A 20,888-nucleotide genomic window follows, 5' to 3' on the forward strand; every position below is an offset into this window, starting at 1 on the left:
GCGGAAAATGGCCAAACGCCACGTGTTTCAAGATGTTGCAAGGTCGCGAAAAAGGCCTGCTGAGGCAGTTGCCGCAAACCTGGGGGAAGACACCCAGGGCTGGGTGGGGAATGTGCCCCACCTCCCGCCCAAGCGGCCGGGCAAGGGGTCTGCTTTACCTCATGGGCCTGGGCGCTGTCATCGCCAAGCCCGCGGTTGGTGGTGGGCGGCCCGGCTGAGGCTGGCGGCGCGGTGGCTGGCGGGCCGTCAGCAGTGCCCCTTGCCCGAATCCCCTGTTCTTGGCACCCTTGCCAGCCATTGCCTCTCGTCACCCGCCAAACTAAGGAACCTCAAGGTGAGTTGGGAAAAAGTCGGTAAATCCATGGTGGGCCTGCTGGTCCTGGTCGCCGTCGCCGCCACGCTCTATGTGACGTTGCGTGAGGACGACCGGCTGCAGGCGCGCCTGACATACGCCCATCTCACCTACCCGGGCCAATTCAGCGAACGCATCAGCGAGGCCAACGACCTGCTCAAGTATGAGCGGCTTCACACGCAGATCAGCGCAATCAGCGCCGGCACACTCAGCCATCCGCAGATCGACAAGTTGGTGGATCTGGCCCAGGCCCCCTACCTGCAACTGTTCGCCAGGCCCTTCGAAGCAGGTCTTGTGGATCACCGCACCGGCTTGCTGATCGAGTTGTCCAACCCCGCCCGAGTACCGCTCAAGGCCGTGCACATACGTCTGCCGGCCAAGGGGCTGGTGCAGGTGCGCGATGCGGCCGGCAACGACACGCTGGTGCCGACCCCGACCAGCAGCATCGACCTGCCGGCCATCGACGGGGTGAGCGAGAGCAAGGTGTGGGTGTACTTCGACGCCGATTATTCACAGATTCGCCAGGCAGGAATCAGTATTCGCGATGCCGACGGCAGCGCCGATATCCAAGTGGTTCGCGAAGTGACGGGGTTCCCGGCGTTGCTGGCGCGTTACAGCCAGGTGGTGGTGGCGATGTTCGCCGCGCTGGGGCTGGGGTGGCTGGCGCTTGCGTATGCCTGGTGGGGGCGGGCACGGGTGGCCGGGGTACCGCAGAGCCTGTAGGCGATCACCGCGAACTTGGGCAGGCCTGACGCTCGACCGCTGTCCGCCTACAGGGTTGCCCGCTAGATCACCGCCGTTGCGGCCGACAGCAAGGCCTCTATGAACAGGCTTTCCGCTCGGCTCATGCGTTGGTCCCTGTTCCACAACAGGTGGATGTCGACGTCGGCAATGCCCTCCTGCGGCGGCAGTTTCCACAACAACCCTGCGTCCACATCCGGCGCCACCACATGCTCGGGCAGGCAGCCGATGCCGAAGCCGGCGATCACCAGGCGGCGCACTTCTTCCAGGCTCGGCGACGAGGCGACGATACGCCCGGCGAAGCCCTGCTGGTCGCGGAAGATGGTCAGCGGCGAGAGCATGCCGCCGATCTGGTCGCTGGTGAAACTGACAAAATTCTCCCGCTGCAGGTCGCCTTCCATCTGGCCGAACAGCGCGTGGTGCTTGCCGCAGAAGAACGCGTAGCGCTGGCGCAGGAACAACCGCTGCTCCAGCCGTGGCTGGGGTCGGCGGTTGAGGCTGAGGCCGGCGGTGGCGGTTTTTTCCTGCAGGGCTGCGACGATGTCGGAACTGCGCATCACGTCGATCTCCAGCTCAACCCGAGGGTGCTGGCGGTGGAAGTCGGCGAGGAAGTCGTCGAAGCGTTCGTTGACGATACGGCTGATCATCAACAGGCGCACCTTGCCCACCAGTTCGTCCGCCGGCTGCTCCAGCAGGCCGCCGATCTGTGACATCTGCCCGTACACCTCGCCGGCCAGCTGGAACAGCTGCTCGCCCACCTCCGTCAGCACGAAGCGCGGCCCACGGCGGGCGATGAGCTGGCGCCCGAGTTGCTCCTCGAGGCGCTTGAGCGCCTGGCTCACGGCGGGCTGGGTGAGGTGCAGGCGGGCGGCGGCGCGGCTGATCGACAGTTCCTGGCCGATGACGCGGAAGGTGCGCAGCAGGTTCCAGTCGAGGCGGTCGTTGAGCAGGCGGTCGGGCATTGTCGGGCTCGATGATAAGCGTGGTTAATAGTTCGAATAATAAATAGAAAATTGAATTATAGGCGCCCGCGATGAATGATCTCCAGCAGTGCAGGCCTCATTGCGGGGCAAGCCCGCTACCACAGCTGCCTCCAGATCTTGACGGAGACCCAGGCCTGGTGGGAGCGGGCTTGCCCCGCGATGCGGCCGCCCAGGCGCCGTCAGAGCGCCACCGTGACCCGACAACTCCTGCCAGAAAAACAACCAAAGGAGCCACCCCATGAAGCCCGCCGCTTCGCCACAACCGCGCCGTGCCGCCGCCGCCGCGTTCATCGGCACCATGATCGAGTGGTACGACTTCTACATCTACGCCACCGCCGCCGCGCTGGTGTTCGGTGCCTTGTTCTTCCCCTCCGACAACAGCCTGTTCAGCACCATGGCTGCCTTCGGCACCTTTGCCGTGGGCTTCTTCGCCCGGCCCTTGGGCGGCATCATCTTCGGCCATATCGGCGACCGTATCGGGCGCAAGAAATCGCTGATCATCACCTTGCTGATGATGGGCGTGGTCACCGTCGCCATCGGCCTGCTGCCGACCTACGCGCAGATCGGCGCCAGCGCGCCGGTCCTGCTGGTCCTGTTGCGCGTGGTCCAGGGCATCGCCGTCGGTGGCGAGTGGGGAGGGGCGGTGCTGATGGCCGGGGAGCATGCGCCCAAGGGCCGACGCAACTTCTTCGCCTCGTTCGCCCAGCTGGGTAGCCCGGCAGGCCTGATCCTGTCGCTACTGGCTTTCAGCGCGGTCACCCGCCTGCCGGAAGACGACCTGATGAGCTGGGGCTGGCGCCTGCCGTTCCTGGCCAGCGCGCTGTTGCTGCTGGTGGGCCTGGCAATCCGCCTGGGGGTCAACGAGTCGCCCGAGTTCCTCGCCAGCCGTGAGCAGGCCGAACAGACCCGGCGCAAGGAGCAGGCACCGGTGCTGGAAGTGCTGCGCAGCGCCTGGCGGCCGTTGCTGCTGTGCATAGGCGCCAACACCCTGGGCATCGCCGGGGTCTATTTCACCAATACCTTCATGATCAGCTACACCACCCAGCAGTTGCACCTGGAGCGTTCGCTGATCCTCGAATGCCTGTTCTTCGTGGCGATCATCCAGTTCTGCGTGCAGCCGTTGGCGGCGTGGCTGTCGGAGCGGCTTGGTGCCACGCGCTTCCTGGCCCTGATGGCGCTGCTGGCGATGGCCTCGCCGTACCCGATGTTCGTGCTGGTGAGCAGCGGCGAAGGCCCGCTGATCGTGCTCGGCATCGCCCTGGCGGCGGCGTGCATGGCGTCGTTCTATGCAGTGATCGCAGGCTACGTCAGCGGCATGTTCGCCACCCGCGTGCGCTACACCGCCATCTCCCTGGCCTATCAGGTGTGCGGCGCCATCGCCGGTGGCCTGACCCCGCTCATCGGTACCTGGCTGGCCCACAGTTTCAGCGGCCAATGGTGGCCGATGGCGGTCTTCTACAGCCTGATCGCCTGCACTTCCCTGGTCTGCGTGCTGGCGCTGGCGCGCCGCTACGCCCTTGGCCGGCAGCTCGAGCTGGCCTGAATCTGGAGTATCCGCAATGTTGAAAAGCAATGGCGATCGCCTGTGGGCGAGCCTGATGGCCATGGCCGAAATCGGCGCCACCGCCCGTGGCGGCAGCTGCCGCCTGGCCCTGAGCGACGAGGACAAGGCTGGGCGTGAACTGTTCGGCCGCTGGTGCCGCGAGGCAGGTCTGAGCCTGAGCGTGGATGCCATTGGCAACCTGTTCGCCCGCCGTGAGGGCAGCGACCCGCATGCCGCGCCGGTGATGATGGGCAGCCACCTGGACACCCAGCCCGAGGGCGGGCGTTTCGACGGCGTCTACGGCGTGCTGGCCGGGCTGGAAGTGGTGCGCCGCCTGAACGACCTGGGTATCCGTACCCGCAAGCCGCTGGAGATCGCGGTGTGGACCAACGAGGAGGGCGCCCGCTTCACCCCGGCCATGTTCGGCTCGGCGGTGTTCACCGGCACTTTGCCGCTGGCCCAGGCCCTGGCGATCCGCGATGCCGACGGCATCAGCGTCGCCGATGAACTGGCGCGCACCGGTTATGCCGGCCAACGCCCGCTGGGCGGCAAGGTTGACGCCTATTTCGAGGCGCATATCGAGCAGGGCCCGATCCTCGAGGACAACGTCAGGAGCATCGGTGTGGTCAGCGGCGGCCAGGCGATCCGCTGGCTCGATGTCACCGTCGAGGGCATGGCCGCGCATGCCGGCACCACGCCGATGAAGCTGCGCAAGGACGCCTTGTACGGCGTGGCACGGATGATCCAGGCCATCGAACAACTGGCCAGCGACTTCGCCCCCGAGGGCCTGACCACGGTGGGTGAGCTGAGCATCGCCAAGTCATCGCGCAACACCATTCCCGGCCTGGTGCGCTTCACCCTCGACCTGCGCCATCACCGCGACGAGGCCATCGACGCCATGGAGCGCGATATCAGCCTGCAGTTGCAGGCCATCGCCAGCCAGCGTGGCCTGGCGGTGCGCATCGAGCGCCACTGGGTCAGCCCGGCCACCCCGTTCGACGCCGACTGCGTGGCCGCCGTGCAGCAGGCGGTGGATGGCCTGGGCTACAGCCAGCAGTCCATCGTCAGCGGCGCCGGCCATGACGCGATCCTGCTGGCGCGCTACTGCCCCACGGCGATGGTGTTCATCCCCTGCGTCGGTGGGCTGAGCCACAACGAGGCCGAGGATGTGCTGCCCGAGGATGCCCGCCAGGGCGCCGATGTATTGCTCAACGCCGTGCTGGCCCGTGCCGGCCAGGTTGTCGAAGGAGAAGCCTGATGCGCTGCTATTTCCACCCGGAACAATTGCTACACCACCCGCGCAGCTACTACTCGCGCGGCGCCATGCGCACCCCGCAGGAAGTCCCCGAGCGCGCCCAGCGCCTGCTGCAGGCCGCCAAGGACCTTGGCTTCGATATCCGCAAGCCCGAAGATGCCGGCCTTGCTCCGCTCAAGGCGGTGCATGGCGAAGCCTACCTGGCGTTCCTCGAAGAAGCTCATGCGCGCTGGAAGGAGGTGCCCGAGGACTGGGGCGACGAGGTGATGTCCAACATCTTCGTTCGCGAACCCAACGCGCTGCGCGGCATTCTTGCGCAGGCCGGACGTTACCTGGCCGATGGCAGTTGCCCGGTGGGGGAGCATACCTGGCGCTCCGCCTACTGGTCGGCACAGAGCGCCGTCGCCGGGGCCCAGGCCATCCTTGATGGCGAACTCGCGGCGTACGCCCTGTGTCGTCCGCCGGGGCACCATGCCCGGTACGATGCCGCTGGTGGCTTCTGCTACGTCAACAACGCCGCCGTCGCGGCCCAGGTGTTGCGCGGCCGCTACCAGCGCGTGGCGATCCTGGATACCGACATGCACCACGGGCAGGGCATCCAGGAGATTTTCTACGAGCGGGACGACGTGCTGTACGTCTCGGTGCATGGTGACCCGACCAATTTCTATCCAGGAGTAGCGGGCTTTGCCGACGAGCGCGGTAGCGGAGCAGGAGAGGGCTGCAATCTCAACCTGCCGATGGCCCACGGGGCGAGTGAAGCGGACTTCATGGCGCAGCTGGAGGTTGCGTTGCAAGCGCTGAAGGACTTCGGCGCCGAGGTGCTGGTGCTTTCGCTGGGCTTCGATATCTACGAGCTGGACCCGCAGAGCAAGGTGGCGGTGACTACCGAAGGGTTCGCCCGGCTGGGTGAACAGATTCGTGGGTTGCGTTTGCCGTGTCTGATCGTGCAGGAGGGCGGGTACCACCTGGAGAGCCTGGAGGCGAATGCTCGGGCATTCTTCGGCGAGGAGCGCGATTGGCGTTAAGCCTGTCGAGGGGCAAGCCCGCTTCCACAGGTTGAATCGCCACGGTGGAAGCGGGCTTGGCCCGCGATTGCGTTGGTATGGGTATTACACCCCGCCCCGGCGCACATGCTTCACCAACACCTTCTCCAGCAACTCCCACATCGCCGGGTCGGTACTGAACGCCACGTTGAAGCGCATCCACCCAGTGGCCTTGGCATCGACCATGAACAACTGCCCGGGCCCGAGCATGATGCCTTTCTCCAGCGCATCGTCGAGCAGGGCGGCGCTGTCGGGGATGGCCGGATGCCGGGTCCAGATGTACATCCCTTCGTCCGACTCGATGAACAGCTCGAAACCCAGCCGATGCAGGTGCCGGCCAACATCCTGGTGCGCCTCGGCCAGGCGCTGGCGCAGGCGCTTGAGGTGCTTGCGCCAGCGGCCGTCGATGATCGCGGCGTACACCACGCGCTCCATCACCTGCGAGGTGGTCAGGCCCGAGCGCATCTTCAGGTGCAGCAGTTGCTGGGTCAGCTCGGGGTTGGCCAGCAGGTAGCCGACGCGCACGTTGGGCGAGATGCTTTTCGAATAGCTGCCCACGTACACCACCTGCTGCAGGTGGTCGAGGCTCGCCAGGCAGGGCAGCGGGTCGGCGATCATGTCGGCGTAGAGGTTGTTCTCCACCAGGCGGAAGCCATGCTGGCTGGCCAACTGCAGTAGGCGGTGCAGCTGCGCCAGCGGGGTGCGCGAGCAGGTCGGGCTGTGCAGGTGCGGCTGGGTGAAGAAGGTCGTGGGGCGGTGGTGGGCCAGCAGGCGCTCGAGCTGGTCGAGGTCATAGCCGGCCGGGGTCCGCGGCACGCCCACCAGGGTGGCGCCCTGGGTGCGCAGGATGCTCATCAGGTTGGGGTAGCCGGGGTCGTCCACCAGCACCACGTCGCCGGGGCGCACCAGGGTGCGCACGGCCAGGTCCAGGGCCTGGCTGGCACCGTGGGTGAGCATGAGTTGCGCCGGGTTGGCGACGATCGACAGTTCCTGCTGCAGGTTCTGCGCAGTCAATGCGCGCAATTCCGGCAGGCCCATGGGGTCGCCGTAGCCGGACAGCTCCAGCGGGCTACCGGCGACCTGGCGCAGGCCGCGGCGCAAGCCTTCCTCGTACATCCAATCGTTGGGCAGCCAGCCACAACCCGGTTTGAACGGCAGCTGGCGGATCTCGAAGATCTGCTGCAGGTACCACTCCGAGTTGAAGGTGGGGCGGCTGGTATCGGCCTCGACGCTGTGCTTGTCCAGCAGCTCGTTCGCCGCACGATTGACGAAGAAGCCCGCATTGCCCTTGCTCACCAGCAACCCCTGGGCCACCAGGCGGTCGTAGGCCTCGACCACGGTGAAGGTGCTCACCGAGTAGGTCGAGGCGAACGCCCGGATCGACGGGACCTTCGCCCCGGGCTTGAGGGTCTGGTCGTCGATCAGCGCGCGCAAGCCGTCGATGATCTGGTTGACCAGCGGGGTGGAGGAGTCCGGGTGTAGCTGGAGCATTCGGGGGCCTTCAGGTGTGCGCGACGCCAGGCGCCTGCGGGGCACAGCGGGTGTATTGCATCGGCGGCCTGTACAGTGCAGTGCGTTTTTCATGCCGCTGTGCATGGCTCAATGTGTTCGACATTTTTACATTACGTGTCAGATATAGCCAACACAGCACATGACAGCGCCATGAATAATCACAACATCGCTGCTTTACCGTCGAGGTCCGCCTCGCACCTTCTTCCCGCGTGGCCGGACGCTGCTCGTCCGTTCCCAGCATGGTTCAGTTCGTCCAGAGGGTCGCCTCTGGCCGCGTAAGCAGGCCGCCACGGATGGCCTGCGTGTGCTCGCGCACACCTCCCTGCCCGCAGTAGCACTGATGTACAGGTGAGACCGATAACCATCGGGGTTTCACAGTTTTTCCTTGGATAAAAAGAAGCACGGGGTAAATAACTGATGGACGCTACATCCACATCCACCACCGCGAAGGATGGGCACGAGAGCAAGCTCAGTGCCTCGCTCAAGTCGCGCCACCTGACGATGATGTCCATCGCCGGGGTGATCGGCGGCGCCTTGTTCGTCGGTTCCGGCAGCGTGATCCACAGCGCCGGCCCGGCCGCTGTCCTGGCTTACCTGGCCGGCGGCATCCTGGTGGTGCTGATCATGCGCATGCTGGGTGAAATGGCGACTTCCTCGCCGGACACCGGCTCGTTCTCCACCTACGCCGACCGCGCCATCGGCCGCTGGGCCGGTTTCACCATCGGTTGGCTGTACTGGTGGTACTGGGTGATCCTCATGGCCTGGGAGGCCTACGTGGCGGGCAAGATCCTGCACGGCTTCTTCCCCGACGTGAGCGTCAACGTGTTCGTGCTGGCCACGACCCTGCTGCTGATCACCGTCAACTTCTTCAACGTCAAGCACTACGGCGAGTTCGAGTTCTGGTTCGCGCTGATCAAGGTGGTGGCGATCGTCTGCTTCCTGGTGGTGTGCACCGCCGCGGTGATGAACGTCTGGCAGTTCGGCGAGGTACGCGGCATCAGCCACCTGACCGCCGAAGGCTTCATGCCCAACGGCATCACCACGGTAATCGGCGCCTTGCTGGGGGTGATGTTCGCCTTCCTCGGCGCCGAGATCGTCACCATCGCCGCCTCTGAAGCGAAGGACCCGGCCACCCAGATCGTCAAGGCGACCAACTCGGTGGTCTGGCGGGTGTGCCTGTTCTATGTCGGCTCGATCTTCCTGATCGTCTGCCTGGTGCCGTGGAACGACTCGCACCTGGGCGTCTCCGGTTATGGCGCCTACCGCCGCACCCTGGAACTGCTGGGTGTTCCCTATGCCGAAGTGCTGATGAACTTCGTGGTGCTGACCTCGGTGAGCAGCTGCCTGATCTCCGGCCACTACACCGCCTCGCGCATGCTGTTCTCCCTGGCCCAGCGTGGCGATGCGCCGCGCCTGTTCAAGTTCACCCGTACCGGCACTGGCGTACCGGTGAACGCGATCATCGGCTCGTGCCTGGTGGCGGTGTTCTGCGCGCTGATCAACTTCAGCGACACCCTGCGCCCGAAGGACGTACTGGAAACCCTGATGAACACCACCGGCATGATCGCCTTGCTGGTGTACCTGGTGATCGCCTTCTCGCAGCTGCGCATGCGTCGCAAGCTGGTGGCCGAGGGCAAGGAAGTGCGCTTGAAGATGTGGCTGTTCCCGTGGCTGACCTACCTGGTGATCGTGTTCATCGTGGCGGCGCTGGTGACCATGGCTTTCATGCCTGACTACCAGATCCTGGTGATCTCCACCGGCATCGCCGCAGCCATCGTGGTGGCCATGGGCGTGGTGCACCAGATGCGTACCGCCAAGCGTCACTGAATACGGTAGCGCCTCGCGCAACGGCCGGTCTCCGTCAAGGGGCCGGCCGTTTTCGTTTTCGCCAATCGGATCATCCCTACGTTGTGCGGTGCCGACATGGCTTATGCTGCACGCAATTGCCCTACAAGGAGTCGTCCCATGTCCTGGTCCGCCACCCAGTATTCGCTGTTCGAAGACGAACGCACCCGCGCCGTACGTGACCTGCTTGCCGCCGTGCCGACGCGCCCGGTGCGCCACGCCACCGACCTTGGTTGCGGTCCGGGCAACTCCACCGAAGTGTTGCTGCAACGTTGCCCCGATGCGCAGGTCGTCGCCCTGGACAGCGATCCGGACATGGTCGACAAGGCTCGGCAGCGGCCACGCTTGAGCATTCCACGCGTGCGTTGCGAGATTGGCGAGATCGCCGGCTGGACGGCCCTGGTGCCCCAGGACCTGATTCTCGCCAACGCTTCGCTGCAGTGGGTGCCGGACCATGCCAGCCTCTATCCGCATCTGGTGCGGCAGCTGAACGAGGGTGCGAGCCTGGCGGTGCAGACGCCGGACAACCTCGACGAGCCGGCTCATCGCCGCTTGCGCGAGATTGCCAGCCAGGGGCCTTGGGCCGACAGGTTCGCTGACTTCAGCCTGCCGCCGCGGCATAACGCGGGTTTCTACTACGATTTGCTCAGCCCTTTGTGCGCGCGGGTGGATGTATGGCGCACCACCTATCACCACCCCTTGATCGGTGGCGCCGAGGCGGTGGTGGAGTGGTTCAAGGGCTCTGCGTTGCGGCCTTACCTGGCGCGGCTGGATGAGCAGGAGCAGGCGGATTTTCTGCAGTTGTATCTGCAGGCCATGCAGCATGACTACCCGGCGGCCAGCGACGGCCGGGTGTTGTTGCCGTTCCCGCGGCTATTTGTGGTGGCCACGCGTTAGGCGCCAGAGCACATAGGTGTAGATGCCGAGGTTGAGCGCCAGCACGATGGTGCCCAGCCACAGCTGGATCTGTGGGGTCAGGCCGGCGGGGTAGATCACGGGCCAGATGTAGTGTTCGACGAAACCGCCGTGGTAGCCGGCGTCGCCGGCGGCTTTACGCAGGTGGTTTTCCCAGTCGGTCAGGGGGCATTCCAGGTGCAGGCCTTCCACGGCCAGGCCCCAGGCTAGGGCGGGGAGGTGGATCAGCAGGGCGCGGCGGCGCCAGAGCACCAGCAGGCCGCCGAACAGGACGAGCAGGATGAACGAGAGGTGGAACAGGACCAGGGTGTCGGCGGCCAGGCGGTGGAACATGGTGGGTGGGGCCTTGCTGGGGGAGATGGGTTAGTGTGTCACGGTTTTTCGTTCTTGAGTTTGGGGTGATTGTTTTGATAGTTGTATGCGCATTCATTTGCTATGTCGACGCTTATTCACCTTTCCGCCCTTACGGCGGCCTACTTTGGTCTTGGCCAAAGTAGGCAAAGCCGCTCGCTCCATTCATACGGCCCCTACGCTTCGCTCCGGGGTTCCCTCACTCCGGCCTTGCTCCCGGGAGGACCGCGCTGAACGCCCCATCCTGGGGCGCAGCGCTTGACGGGCATCCATGCCCGTCACCTCCCTCCGCAAGACCTGCGTTCGGCCTCCTGAAGTCGCGAAGTTACGGGCGGCGCCTGGGCTGGCGCAGCTGTCGCTCGCGGGCTTCGGGGGTAGACTCTTGATCGGCAACGGCAACGGCAACGGCAACGGCGACGGCCCCACGCGTTCGCGTCAATGCGTCTGCCAGATCCCATTGTTGCGTTCGCAATCACTGCGCGCCTGCCCCAGGCTTGGGGTGTCGTAGTAGTAGGTGATGATCCGCGCATCCTTGGGCACGGCCGGCCGGGTCGAGGGCTCGCCGCGCCCTGCGGCATCAGGATTGGCCAGGGTCTCCTGGGACAGCGGGGCGATGCAGCTGCCCACGCTGCCATCGGCGCAACGCTCGACCTTGCGTTTCTGGCTGTTGAGCATCTCCTTGCTCTCGTTGCTGCACGACCAGGCAATCGCTTCGGCAGGCATGTTGCCGTAGCTGTAGCAGGTATGCTGCTGCACCGGCTTGACCGCCTCGCTGGACGAGCGGGTGACCACGTCGCAACCTTCGGCCAGCACCTGCCCGCTGAGCAGGCTGCCCAGCAATGCCACACACAGAATGAACCGCATGACGAACCTCCCGGGCCGATAGGGCCCTCAACGCTTGTCCAGGGCTGGCCCGGCCTGTCGGCGCAGGGCCTTGGCGCGCTTCTCCAGAACCAGGTAAGTGATCACCGCCAGCAACAGCGGGATCAGGTAGTACAGCGTCCGATACCCCAGCAATGCGGCCACCAGCGTGCCCTGGCCCAATTGCCCGTGCAGCAGGGCAAGGAACACTGCCTCCAGCACCCCCAGCCCGGCAGGAATATGCGCCACCACCCCTGCCACGCAGCTGATCAGCAACACCCCCAGTACCGACGGATAGAACAGCTCCGGCGGCAGCAGCAGGTGGATCAGCGCCGCCATCAACGCCCAGTTGCTCGCGCCCAGCGCCACCTGGCACAACGCCAGGCGCAGGCTCGGCAGGGTCACTTCATGTCCGCGCAGATGCCAGGTACGTCGCTTGGCGAAGGCACAGGCGAGCAGGTAGGCGGCTGCAACCGCCACCATCAGCACACCGATCAGGCGCAGGCCGCCGGCGCCCACCGCCCAGCTTGCCGGCAGCTTGACCAAGCCCAGGGCGAACACCGTGCCGGCCAGCAGCACATAGCCCATCCAGTTGGTCAACAGCCCCAGGGTGAGAATGCGGGTGATGGTCGCGGTGTCCAGCCCCAGCCGGCTATACAGGCGGTAGCGCAGGGCCACGCCGCCGACCCAGGTGGTGAAGTTGAGGTTGAACGCATAGCAGACGAAGGCCACCGGCAGCACCTGGCGGGCCGGCAAGCGGTGGCCGGTGTAGGCGCGAGCGAGCAGATCGTAGCTGGCAAACACCAGGTAGCTGCACAGGGCCAGCAACAGCCCCAGGGCCAGGGTAGAGGGCCGGTAGGCCAGCAGCGACTGGCGGACTTCGTTCCAGTCCAGGTTGCGTGCCAGGGTGAACAGCAGCACCGGTATCAATACCAGGAATAGCAGGGTGAGCAGCCGCATGCCCCAGGTCTTCCAGCGTGGCTTGGCCATCAGGTCTTGCCCCCGTTGAAGTCCACCGGCGCTTGGTTGTCCGCCTGCAGCGACTGCAGACGCTGCCGGTGCGCGGGGAACCAGCCGGCGATGCGCGGGAAGTAGCGGGTGATGTGGAAGCCCAGGAAGATCAACGGCGCGCGCCACCAGTAGCCACGCACCATACGCTCCAAGGTCACACGCTTGCAGTGCGCGGCACTCAGTTCGCTTAAATGCCGGTACAGCCCCTCGTTGAAGGCACGATCGCGGATCATCAGGTTGGCTTCGAGGTTGAACGACAAGCTCAGCGGGTCGAGGTTGCTCGATCCCACGGTGGACCATTCGTCGTCCACCAGCGCCACCTTGCCGTGCAACGGGCGCTGGCAGTACTCATGGATCTGCACATTGTCGCGCAACAGGTAGTTGTAGAGCAGGCGCGACAATGCGCGTACCCAGCGCATGTCCGGTTGCCCCTGGAGAATCAGGGTCACCGCCACGCCACGCCGGGCAGCGTTGCGCAGCTCGCGCAGCAATCGGTAGCCGGGGAAGAAATAGGCGTTGGCCACGACGATGCGTTGCCGGGCTTCACGGAAGACTTGCAGGTAGCACGCCTCGATGTCGGTGCGATGGCGACGATTGTCGCGTTCCACCAGCACGGCGCTGATCGAACCTGCGACGTCACCGCCTGGCACCACTGAGCTTGGCCCGCCCAGCACGGGGGCGAGCATGCGGCAGCTGGAAGCGTGCACCTGGGCCAGCACCGGGCCTGTGACTTCCACGGCGTAGTCCTGCTTGGCCTGCGGGCCGAAGTCGCCGAGATGGTCGGCGCTGTAGTTGATACCGCCAATGAACGCGCGCTCGCCATCGATCACCAGGATCTTGCGGTGCAGGCGCCGGAACAGGTTGGTACGCATGCCAGCCAGGCGCGGTTGCGGGTCGAATGCATGGAAGCGCACCCCGGCCTCGGTCATCGAGGCAATGAACTCGTCAGGCAGGTCGGCGGTGCCGTAGCCATCAACCGCCACCTCCACCCGCACGCCACGGCGCGCCGCGTCGATCAGCGCCAGGCGCAGCGGCTGGCCGACCTTGTCGTCGTAGATGATGAAGGTTTCCAGGAGGATCTCCTCCCGGGCTTGGGCTATCGCCTCGAACACACGCGGGTAGTACTGCTCGCCGTTGATCAGCAGTTCGACGTGGTTGCCGTCGCTCCAGGCCTGCTTCATAGCGTCACCTGCGCTACCAGCGGAGCATGGTCCGAGAGGTGCGACCAGGGGTACCTGGACAACACCCGTGCCTCGCACGCCTGGGCATTGCGCAGGTAGATGCGGTCCAGGCGCAGCAGCGGCAGGCGCGCGGGAAAACTGCGCGCCGGCGTGCCGAAGGCTTCGCTCAGCGATACCGACAGCCGCGCATCGGCCTTCAGGCGCCAGTCGTTGAAGTCACCGGCGACGATGACCGGCTCCTCCGGCGGCAGGCGCTCGAGCAAGGCCAGCAACAAGTCGACCTGACGCTGGCGGTGCTCCTCGCGCAGGCCCAGGTGCACACAGATCGCATGCACCTGCTCATGGCCGGGCACTTCGAGCTGGCAGTGCAACAGGCCGCGCTCCTCGTTCCCATGGATGGACACATCGAGGTTGTCGTAGGCGCGGATGGGGAACTTGGAGAGCAGCGCGTTGCCATGGTCGCCATGGGGATAGACCGCATTGCGCCCGTAGGCGAACTGCGGCCACATGCTGTCGGCGAGGAACTCGTACTGCGGAGTCTGCGGCCAGGTCGGATGGCGCTCGGCATGGCGCTGATGGCTGCCGTGCACCTCCTGCAGGAACACCAGGTCGGCGCCGGTGGCACGCACCGCCTCGCGCAGCTCGGGCAGGATGAAACGGCGGTTGAACAGGGTGAAGCCCTTGTGCACGTTAAGGGTAAGCACCGTCAGACGGTTTACGGCCGTGACGTTGTCGATGATGCGGTCGGGGGCGGGCAGGGTGCCGTTCATAGCGACTCCTGCGGCTCGACGCCGGGTTCGGTCACCAGCTCGCCGTCCAGGCCCAGCTTGCCCAGCAGGCGGCGGGCATCGTAGGGGGCATGTACCTTCTGGTCATTGTCGAAGTAGCAATACACATCCCGCGAGGCGCGTTTCGCCGGAGCGCGCCGGATGATGCGCTGGGCATCCTCCGGCTGGCCGCCCGCGGCCCAGGCCTGGATGCGCAGGCGCCAGCGGCGCAGGGCGCTGGCGCTGTAGCCGCTGCTGTAGAGCTCGACATCGCCGTGCAGGCGCAGGTAGACGAAATCGGCCGTGACTTCCTCGACATAAGGCCATTTGCCGGCGCTGTCGGCGACCACCAGCGCGACCTTGTGCTTGCGCAGCAGGTTGATGAAGGTTTCGCAGAGGAAGCTCGGATGGCGGATCTCCACGGCATGGCGCAAGCGCGCATTGCCGCGGATGGCGCTACCACCGTTGTCCTGCAAGCGTTCTGCGGCCTGCCGGGCACAGGCGCGCGCGGCCTTACGGTCGCGGGGCAGCAGGGCGAGAAAATCGCTGATGCGCTCGGCGTCGAACTTCATGTTCGGAGGAAACTGCCAGAGGAATGGCCCCAGCTTGTCACCCAGCAGCAATGACCCCGAGGCAAAGAAGTTGGCCAGCGGCTCGTCGATGTCGCGCAGCCGTCGCACATGGGTGATGTAGCGCGGCGCCTTCACCGAAAAGACGAAGCCTTCCGGTGTTTCATCGCGCCACTGTCGGTAGCGCTCGGGGGTCTGCAACGCGTAGAACGAGCCATTGATCTCGATGCTGTTCACCGCCCGCGAGGCGAACGCCAGCTCATCGTCCTGGCGCAGCCCCTTGGGGTAGAAGTCCTTGCGCCATGGGCCATAGCGCCAACCGGATATGCCAATGCGGATCTCGCTCACGAGGGCTCCCTTTCGTTCGTGCACTCTTGACTAGCGACCGGCATCGCGGCGTCAGGGTTCAGCAGGAGTGACGAGTGGCCGGTGGCGCAAAATCTGGAACTTTGCCTGCCATCCGGCCCTCCACCACAGAGGGAAGCAGCCAATGGAGGCAACGCCGATGAACAGCGAGACAGAACCGGGAGACGTGCAGGCGCCGCCAGCACCGACCGAGGCAGACGATGAAGAACCCGAGGTGCTGCCGGACGACCCTGACATCGAGGGCTTGCCCGGAGAAACCCGGCAGCCGGCCTGAGGGAGCGCTAGCCATGAAATTCGATCGTTTCGCCCAATGGCTGGCCAACCGCAGCGGGCGCCCGGCGAGCTTCGTCATCGCATTGATGCTGATCATCGCCTGGGGCGTGAGCGGGCCGCTCTTCCATTTCAACGACACCTGGCAACTGGTGATCAACACCTCGACCACCATCATCACCTTCCTCATGGTGTTCCTGATCCAGAACACCCAGAACCGCGACAACGACGAACTGCACATCAAGATCGACGAACTGCTGCGCACCACCCAGCGGGCGCACAAGGCCCTGCTCGACCTCGAGGACATGGGCCCGGCCGAACTGCATGCGCTGCGCAAGCAGTACCAGCAACTGGGCGAGCACGACCAAGCGGCGCCGGGCAACGACGCACCGGCCAAGGACACCCTTGACTGACCCTGGAGGACGGCATGGCCAGACACATCATCCACTACACCGGCCCGATCAATTCCGCGACTTGCGGCAACCTCATCAACACCTGTTCCAAGGCCTTGCAGCAGGGCGCCGAGGTGTTGCAGATCAACATCGCCACCATGGGCGGCGAATGCAGCTACGGTTTCACCCTGTACAACTTCCTGCGCTCACTGCCGGTGCCGGTGCACACCCACAACCTGGGCACGGTCGAATCGATGGGCAACATCCTGTTCCTGGCCGGCAGCCACCGTACCGCCTGCGCCTACAGCAAATTCCTGTTCCACCCGTTCCACTGGACCCTGCACGGCTCGGTGGACCACTCACGGATGGCCGAATACGCGATGAGCCTGGACTATGACCTGCGCCTGTATGCGCAGATTGTCGCCGAGCGCACCGAGGGTGCGAGCGAGCGGCTCGATGTGCCGCGCTACCTGATGGCCTATCCACGGATCCTGGGCCCCCAGGAAGCGCTCGACAGCGGGATGATCCACGCCGTGGACGAACTGCCGATCGAGACCGCTGCCGTGCAGTGGAGCGTCCATGCCTGAGGCACGACGGCGCCCCGGCCACAGGCGGGCCGGGGCGGGTAGGGCGTCAGTAGGGTAGCGAGCCGCTCAGACCCTCGATCGCCTCGATCAGCTCGTCGTAGCCCACCGGCTTGTTCAGGTGCCGGTCGAAGCCCGACTGGCGCGAGCGGTACTGGTCGGCGCTGGCCCCGTAGCCGGTCAGGGCGATGGCCGGGGTATAGCGCAGGTGCTCCAGGCCACGCAGGGCCTTGATCAGGGCGTGGCCGTCCATGACCGGCATGCCGATATCGGAGAGGATGATGTCATAGCGGCCATGGGCGGCCGCCTCGAGTGCGGCCTGCGGGTTGCTGTAGGCCTCGACTTCGGCGCTTTCCATTTCCAGCAGTTGCTGCATCACCTCGAGGATTTCCACCGAGTCGTCCACCAGCAACACCCTGACGCCGTTCAAGCGGCCCTCGATGTTGTCGTCGCTGGTATCCGGCTGGGCCTGCTGTCCGGGGTCGGACAACGGCAGGCACACCGTGAAGGTGGCGCCGCAACCCAGGCCGGCGGACGTCGCGCTGACCGTGCCGCCATGCGCTTCCACCAGCTGGCGCACCAGCGACAGGCCGATACCGAGCCCGTCGCGGTGGTTGCCGGAGGCTTGTGGCGCGGCTTGGGAAAACAGGTCGAAGACGCTTTCCAGGCTTTCGTCGGTCAGGCCGATACCCTGGTCGATGACCTCCAGGCGCGCCTGGTTGCCTTGGCGGGCCAGCGCCAGGCGGATCTCGCTGCCGGCGGGGCTGAATTTCAGCGCATTGTTGAGCAGGTTCCAGACGATCTGCTCGAGCCGGGTGCTGTCGGCCTCGACGTACACCGGTGCGCCGTCGGCGGGCAGCGCCAGGCGCACCTCGCAGGCGTGCTGCTCGTTGGCCAGCACGGCCTGGATGGCCTGCAGCACCGCGCACAGGTCGAGCACCTGGGTCTTGAGCTTGAGCTTGCCGGTGCGGATACGCGCGACATCGAGCAGGTCATCGATGATTCGCGCTTGGCTCGAGACCGCCTCACAGATAGTGCCGACCGCCTTGCTGGCGACACCGTTGCTCTTTACCGACGGGGACCGGCGCAGGATTTCGGCATTTAGCTGAATCAGGTTGAGCGGGTGCTTGAGCTCGTGGGACATGACCGCGAAGAACTCGTCCTTCATGTGGCTGGTGTTCTGCGATTCAGCGAGCTGTTTGCTTTGTTCATCGTGCAGACGCTTGTGCCCCGTCAGGTCGCGGGCAATCTTGACGTAGCCGCGCAGGCTGCTGCCCTTGAGGCGCGACACTTCACCGCTGCAGTAGAAGCGGCTGCCGTCCTTGCGCACATGCCAGCGCTCGTCCTGGCCACGACCGTGCAGGCGGGCACTGCGCAGTTCGCGCTCGGGCAAGCCACTGGCCCGGTCCTGCTCGGTGAAGATCAGTTGGTAATGATGGCCGAGCACCTCATCCTTGCCATAGCCGAAGATCAGCGCGGCGCCGGTGTTCCAGTCGGTGATCAGGCCCTGCTCATCAAGCAGGATGATGGCGAAATCATGGGTACTCTCGGCGACCAGGCGCATGCGCTCCTCGCCCTGGCGCAGGCGTTCCTCGGCGGCGCGGCTCTGGCTGATGTCGATGAAGGTCAGCACGGTGCCGTCGACGTTGCGCTCGCTGGCCCGATACGGCAGCAGGCGGGCCAGGTACCAGTGCTGGTTGTGGCCGACCACTTCGCGCTCGATGGTGGTCTCGCGTTCGACCACCGCCCGGGCGTCGTCGGCCAGGCCCGGATAGTCGAGGCGATGGGTGATGTCGAGCAGCGAGCGCCCGGTGTCCACCGGCAGCATGCTGAAGATATCGGTGGCGCGCGGGGTGAACCAGCGGATGCACAGGTTGCGGTCGACGAACACCGTGGCGATGTCGGTGGACGCGATGAGGTTGCTCAGGTAGTCGTTGACCTTGTCGGTTTCCTCGACCTTGATCTTGAGTTCGTAGTTGACCGTCAGCAGTTCTTCGTTGATCGACTGCAGCTCTTCCTTGCTGGTTTCCAGCTCCTCGCTGGCCGAGCGCAGCTCCTCGTTGATCGCCTGCATCTCTTCGTTGGAGGCGGTCAGCTCCTGGCTGGAAAACTCCGACTGCTCGATGGTTTCCTGCAACTGCAGGCGCGTGCGGTGCAGTTCGCGCTCCAGGTTGCCCAACAGCATCCCTTCGGTCTGTTCGACGCCGGGTGCCCGGGTGATCGCGTTGTCGGCTTCGCCGCTCTGGAAAACCACCAGCAGGCACTCGCTGCCACTGGGTTCGTCCTGGTGCGGTTGGACCAGGATGCGTACCCCTTCGGTATGCTCGTCGAGGTCGAGGGAAACTGTGCGCGAAGTTACCGCCTGGCCGCTGCCCTGGGCCTGCAGCAAGGTGCTGCGCAGGGCCGGACGCAGCGGCGTGAGGACCAGGTTGAGCAGGTTGTGGCTGAGCTCGCCGCCGGCATGGCGCAGATAGCGCCCCACGCCCTCGCTCATGTGCAAGATATTGCCCTCGGTATCGACCACCAGGCTCGGCGGCGTGCAGCGGGCGAGGGCGCGGTGATGGATTTCGGCATAGGACAGTTTGCGGGCGGCGCGTGCCCGGGCCGGCGCCGGAGCGAGCGCAGGCTCGGGGGCTTGCAGGCGCGCCGGATGACGCACGGCCGCCACTTCACGGGCGCGGAAGATGCGGTTGCGCTTGTCCACGGCGACGAACAGGTCGGCCGCAAGGTCGGTGGATTCGGAGCTGCCCAGGAACAGATAGCCGCCCGGGCGTAGCGCGAAGTGGAACAGGCGCAGGATATCGCGCTGCACCTCCCGGTCGAGGTAGATCAGCAGGTTGCGGCAGACGATCAGGTCCAGTTGCGAGAACGGCGGGTCGGACAGCAGGTTGTGGCGGGCGAACAGGACTTTTTCGCGGATTTCCTTGCGCACCCGGTAATGCTGGTCCTCCTTGAGGAAGAACTGGCGCAGCCGGGCCGGCGACACATCCGTGGCGATGGCGTCCGGATACTGCCCGCCGCGACCGATGCCGATGGCGCGGTCGTCAAGATCGGTGGCGAAGATCTGCACCTGGGCACTGCGTCGTTCGATCCCCAGCTGTTCGCTTACCAGCATGGCCAGGCTGTAGGCCTCCTCACCGGTCGAGCAGCCAGCCGACCAAACACGCACCTCGCTGGCCGGCTCTTCGTTGCCTTCGCGGTTCACCAGGCCTGGCATCACATGGCGCTGCAGGGCCTCGAAGGCCTCGCGGTCACGGAAGAAGTTGGTCACGCCGATGAGCATGTCGGCCAGCAGCGCCCGTGATTCGTCCGGATGGCATTGCAGGTAGTCGCGATAGCCGGCCAGGTCGGTCTGGCCGGTCACGTGCAGGCGCCGCTCCAGGCGGCGCAGCACGGTGGCGCGCTTGTAATGGCTGAAGTCGTGGCCGGTGTTGTCCTGCAGCGACAACAGGATTTCGTCGAGCAGCGGGTCGCACGCCGCCGGGTCGCCCTCGCGCTCGCCCAGCGCGGGCGGCAGGCTGTCGTCGTCGATGCGCGGCAACTTCACCTGGCGGGCGGTGCGCCACATCTCGACCAGGCGGGCGGGCATCTCGGCCACCGGCAGCACCAGGTCGACCATGCCGGTGGCCAGCGCCGCCCGGGGCATCTCGGGGTATTCGGCATCCTCGGGGGCTTGCACCAGGGTCACGCCGCCCTGTTCCTTGATCCGCGACAGGCCCACGGCGCCGTCGCTGCCGGTGCCCGACAGCACCACGCAGAATGCATGATCCTTGTGTACATCGGCCAGGTCGCGGAAGAACAGGTCGATGGCCACATGGTCGCCACGGCTGCGCTTGGCCGGGCTGACGCGCAGGTAACCGTCGTTGGTCGACAGGCGATTGGCCGGCGAAATCACATAGACATGGTTGCGCTCGATCGGTACTGGTTCGCTGACCTGGCGCACAGGCATGCCGGTCACCGCCTGGATGATCCGGTCGGCCTGGCTCTGGTGGTCCGGCGACAGGTGCAGCACCACCACGAACGCCATGTCGCAGTCCTGCGGGGTGTGGCGGAAAAAGGTGCGGATTGCTTCCAGGCCGCCGGCCGAGGCGCCGATGCCGACCACGGGGAAATCCAGGTGGCTCGGGCTGAGTGCCGGATTGTGCGGCGAGGCGAGGGACGTTTTGCTGGAGGACTTCATGGCATCAGCCTTGTACGGACCTGGAAATGGCCCGCTTGGTCGGGCACTGGGCGCAGATTATAGGCTGCTGTTCATCCCGGCGACGAGCGGTTGGCGCCGAGCAAGGGCCGGTATACGAGGGTAAGCGGTCGGCAAGCACGGTGCATGGGGGCGTCTCCTTCGTCCAC

The 20,888-nt window shown here is 65.6% G+C and carries 18 protein-coding genes; 9 read left to right on the top strand and 9 right to left on the bottom strand.

The window, feature by feature from the left end; genetic code table 11:
• The first annotated feature begins 334 nt into the window (after positions 1-334).
• Entirely contained in the window at positions 335-1,075 is a 741-nt protein-coding gene (locus R5C80_RS03680; RefSeq protein WP_038705869.1) for a hypothetical protein, read from the top strand.
• 62 nt (positions 1,076-1,137) lie between these two features.
• On the opposite strand, the gene R5C80_RS03685 is transcribed toward R5C80_RS03680, so the two are convergent.
• Positions 1,138-2,055, bottom strand: a complete 918-nt coding sequence (locus R5C80_RS03685) for a LysR family transcriptional regulator (RefSeq protein ID WP_023629914.1) — start codon at positions 2,053-2,055, stop codon at positions 1,138-1,140.
• Between the two features lie 259 nt (positions 2,056-2,314).
• On the opposite strand from R5C80_RS03685, the gene R5C80_RS03690 reads away from it, so the two are divergent.
• Genes R5C80_RS03690 through R5C80_RS03700 form a run of 3 tightly spaced genes read left to right on the top strand, consistent with a single transcriptional unit; the run spans position 2,315 to position 5,899 of the window.
• Positions 2,315-3,619, top strand: coding sequence for an MFS transporter (locus tag R5C80_RS03690; RefSeq protein ID WP_038705870.1), 1,305 nt, complete (start codon positions 2,315-2,317; stop codon positions 3,617-3,619).
• A gap of 16 nt (positions 3,620-3,635) precedes the next feature.
• Positions 3,636-4,877: a Zn-dependent hydrolase gene (locus R5C80_RS03695; RefSeq protein ID WP_038705871.1), complete on the top strand. Its 1,242-nt coding sequence runs from the start codon at positions 3,636-3,638 to the stop codon at positions 4,875-4,877.
• Complete coding sequence (locus tag R5C80_RS03700) at positions 4,877-5,899, top strand: histone deacetylase family protein (protein WP_319049815.1); 1,023 nt, start codon at positions 4,877-4,879, stop codon at positions 5,897-5,899. Before R5C80_RS03695 ends, R5C80_RS03700 begins: the two co-directional genes overlap by 1 nt.
• Before the next feature lie 84 nt (positions 5,900-5,983).
• Here R5C80_RS03700 and R5C80_RS03705 read toward each other — a convergent pair whose 3' ends face one another.
• Positions 5,984-7,408, bottom strand: a complete 1,425-nt coding sequence (locus R5C80_RS03705; RefSeq protein WP_038705872.1) for a PLP-dependent aminotransferase family protein — start codon at positions 7,406-7,408, stop codon at positions 5,984-5,986.
• A 438-nt stretch (positions 7,409-7,846) separates the two neighbouring features.
• Between R5C80_RS03705 and R5C80_RS03710 the strand changes: the two genes are divergently transcribed.
• Both R5C80_RS03710 and tam read left to right on the top strand, forming a co-directional pair.
• Positions 7,847-9,256 (top strand): amino acid permease, encoded by a 1,410-nt coding sequence (locus tag R5C80_RS03710; RefSeq protein ID WP_023631699.1) that lies wholly within the window; start codon positions 7,847-7,849, stop codon positions 9,254-9,256.
• A 138-nt stretch (positions 9,257-9,394) separates the two neighbouring features.
• Positions 9,395-10,171: a trans-aconitate 2-methyltransferase gene (gene tam, locus R5C80_RS03715; protein WP_110605668.1), complete on the top strand. Its 777-nt coding sequence runs from the start codon at positions 9,395-9,397 to the stop codon at positions 10,169-10,171.
• Here the strand turns inward: tam and R5C80_RS03720 are convergent.
• From R5C80_RS03720 to R5C80_RS03745, 6 genes are all read right to left on the bottom strand, one after another.
• The gene (locus R5C80_RS03720) at positions 10,148-10,522 is read right to left on the bottom strand and encodes a DUF2784 domain-containing protein (protein ID WP_023631697.1); all 375 of its coding nucleotides are present in this window, start codon (positions 10,520-10,522) and stop codon (positions 10,148-10,150) included. The genes tam and R5C80_RS03720 overlap by 24 nt on opposite strands.
• A gap of 453 nt (positions 10,523-10,975) precedes the next feature.
• Positions 10,976-11,404, bottom strand: coding sequence for a hypothetical protein (locus R5C80_RS03725; protein WP_318864930.1), 429 nt, complete (start codon positions 11,402-11,404; stop codon positions 10,976-10,978).
• A gap of 27 nt (positions 11,405-11,431) precedes the next feature.
• Positions 11,432-12,391 (bottom strand): lysylphosphatidylglycerol synthase domain-containing protein, encoded by a 960-nt coding sequence (locus tag R5C80_RS03730; RefSeq protein ID WP_023631784.1) that lies wholly within the window; start codon positions 12,389-12,391, stop codon positions 11,432-11,434.
• The gene (gene clsB / locus R5C80_RS03735; protein ID WP_263158245.1) at positions 12,391-13,593 is read right to left on the bottom strand and encodes a cardiolipin synthase ClsB; all 1,203 of its coding nucleotides are present in this window, start codon (positions 13,591-13,593) and stop codon (positions 12,391-12,393) included. Before clsB ends, R5C80_RS03730 begins: the two co-directional genes overlap by 1 nt.
• Positions 13,590-14,363: an endonuclease/exonuclease/phosphatase family protein gene (locus tag R5C80_RS03740; protein ID WP_038706117.1), complete on the bottom strand. Its 774-nt coding sequence runs from the start codon at positions 14,361-14,363 to the stop codon at positions 13,590-13,592. The genes clsB and R5C80_RS03740 overlap by 4 nt, the downstream gene beginning before the upstream one ends.
• The gene (locus R5C80_RS03745) at positions 14,360-15,277 is read right to left on the bottom strand and encodes a DUF72 domain-containing protein (protein WP_318864933.1); all 918 of its coding nucleotides are present in this window, start codon (positions 15,275-15,277) and stop codon (positions 14,360-14,362) included. Before R5C80_RS03745 ends, R5C80_RS03740 begins: the two co-directional genes overlap by 4 nt.
• A gap of 157 nt (positions 15,278-15,434) precedes the next feature.
• On the opposite strand from R5C80_RS03745, the gene R5C80_RS03750 reads away from it, so the two are divergent.
• The 3 genes from R5C80_RS03750 to R5C80_RS03760 are packed head-to-tail and all read left to right on the top strand — an operon-like array spanning position 15,435 to position 16,544.
• The gene (locus tag R5C80_RS03750; RefSeq protein ID WP_023631811.1) at positions 15,435-15,569 is read left to right on the top strand and encodes a hypothetical protein; all 135 of its coding nucleotides are present in this window, start codon (positions 15,435-15,437) and stop codon (positions 15,567-15,569) included.
• A gap of 13 nt (positions 15,570-15,582) precedes the next feature.
• A complete protein-coding gene (locus R5C80_RS03755) occupies positions 15,583-15,978 on the top strand; it encodes a low affinity iron permease family protein (RefSeq protein WP_038706118.1) in 396 nt (131 codons plus the stop codon).
• A 14-nt stretch (positions 15,979-15,992) separates the two neighbouring features.
• Complete coding sequence (locus R5C80_RS03760) at positions 15,993-16,544, top strand: ATP-dependent Clp protease proteolytic subunit (RefSeq protein WP_160291366.1); 552 nt, start codon at positions 15,993-15,995, stop codon at positions 16,542-16,544.
• Between the two features lie 46 nt (positions 16,545-16,590).
• Here the strand turns inward: R5C80_RS03760 and R5C80_RS03765 are convergent, their stop codons facing one another.
• Positions 16,591-20,721, bottom strand: a complete 4,131-nt coding sequence (locus tag R5C80_RS03765; protein WP_263158240.1) for a CheR family methyltransferase — start codon at positions 20,719-20,721, stop codon at positions 16,591-16,593.
• Positions 20,722-20,888 lie beyond the last annotated feature (167 nt).

It is taken from the genome of Pseudomonas sp. On1 (genome assembly GCF_033783325.1).

Coding starts and splice junctions, on each gene's coding strand:
- R5C80_RS03685 (WP_023629914.1), bottom strand. CDS start 2,055: ATGCCCGACCGCCTGCTCAACGACCGCCTCGACTGGAACCTGCTGCGC.
- R5C80_RS03690 (WP_038705870.1), top strand. CDS start 2,315: ATGAAGCCCGCCGCTTCGCCACAACCGCGCCGTGCCGCCGCCGCCGCG.
- R5C80_RS03695 (WP_038705871.1), top strand. CDS start 3,636: ATGTTGAAAAGCAATGGCGATCGCCTGTGGGCGAGCCTGATGGCCATG.
- R5C80_RS03700 (WP_319049815.1), top strand. CDS start 4,877: ATGCGCTGCTATTTCCACCCGGAACAATTGCTACACCACCCGCGCAGC.
- R5C80_RS03705 (WP_038705872.1), bottom strand. CDS start 7,408: ATGCTCCAGCTACACCCGGACTCCTCCACCCCGCTGGTCAACCAGATC.
- R5C80_RS03710 (WP_023631699.1), top strand. CDS start 7,847: ATGGACGCTACATCCACATCCACCACCGCGAAGGATGGGCACGAGAGC.
- tam (WP_110605668.1), top strand. CDS start 9,395: ATGTCCTGGTCCGCCACCCAGTATTCGCTGTTCGAAGACGAACGCACC.
- R5C80_RS03720 (WP_023631697.1), bottom strand. CDS start 10,522: ATGTTCCACCGCCTGGCCGCCGACACCCTGGTCCTGTTCCACCTCTCG.
- R5C80_RS03725 (WP_318864930.1), bottom strand. CDS start 11,404: ATGCGGTTCATTCTGTGTGTGGCATTGCTGGGCAGCCTGCTCAGCGGG.
- R5C80_RS03730 (WP_023631784.1), bottom strand. CDS start 12,391: ATGGCCAAGCCACGCTGGAAGACCTGGGGCATGCGGCTGCTCACCCTG.
- clsB (WP_263158245.1), bottom strand. CDS start 13,593: ATGAAGCAGGCCTGGAGCGACGGCAACCACGTCGAACTGCTGATCAAC.
- R5C80_RS03740 (WP_038706117.1), bottom strand. CDS start 14,363: ATGAACGGCACCCTGCCCGCCCCCGACCGCATCATCGACAACGTCACG.
- R5C80_RS03750 (WP_023631811.1), top strand. CDS start 15,435: ATGAACAGCGAGACAGAACCGGGAGACGTGCAGGCGCCGCCAGCACCG.
- R5C80_RS03755 (WP_038706118.1), top strand. CDS start 15,583: ATGAAATTCGATCGTTTCGCCCAATGGCTGGCCAACCGCAGCGGGCGC.
- R5C80_RS03760 (WP_160291366.1), top strand. CDS start 15,993: ATGGCCAGACACATCATCCACTACACCGGCCCGATCAATTCCGCGACT.
- R5C80_RS03765 (WP_263158240.1), bottom strand. CDS start 20,721: ATGAAGTCCTCCAGCAAAACGTCCCTCGCCTCGCCGCACAATCCGGCA.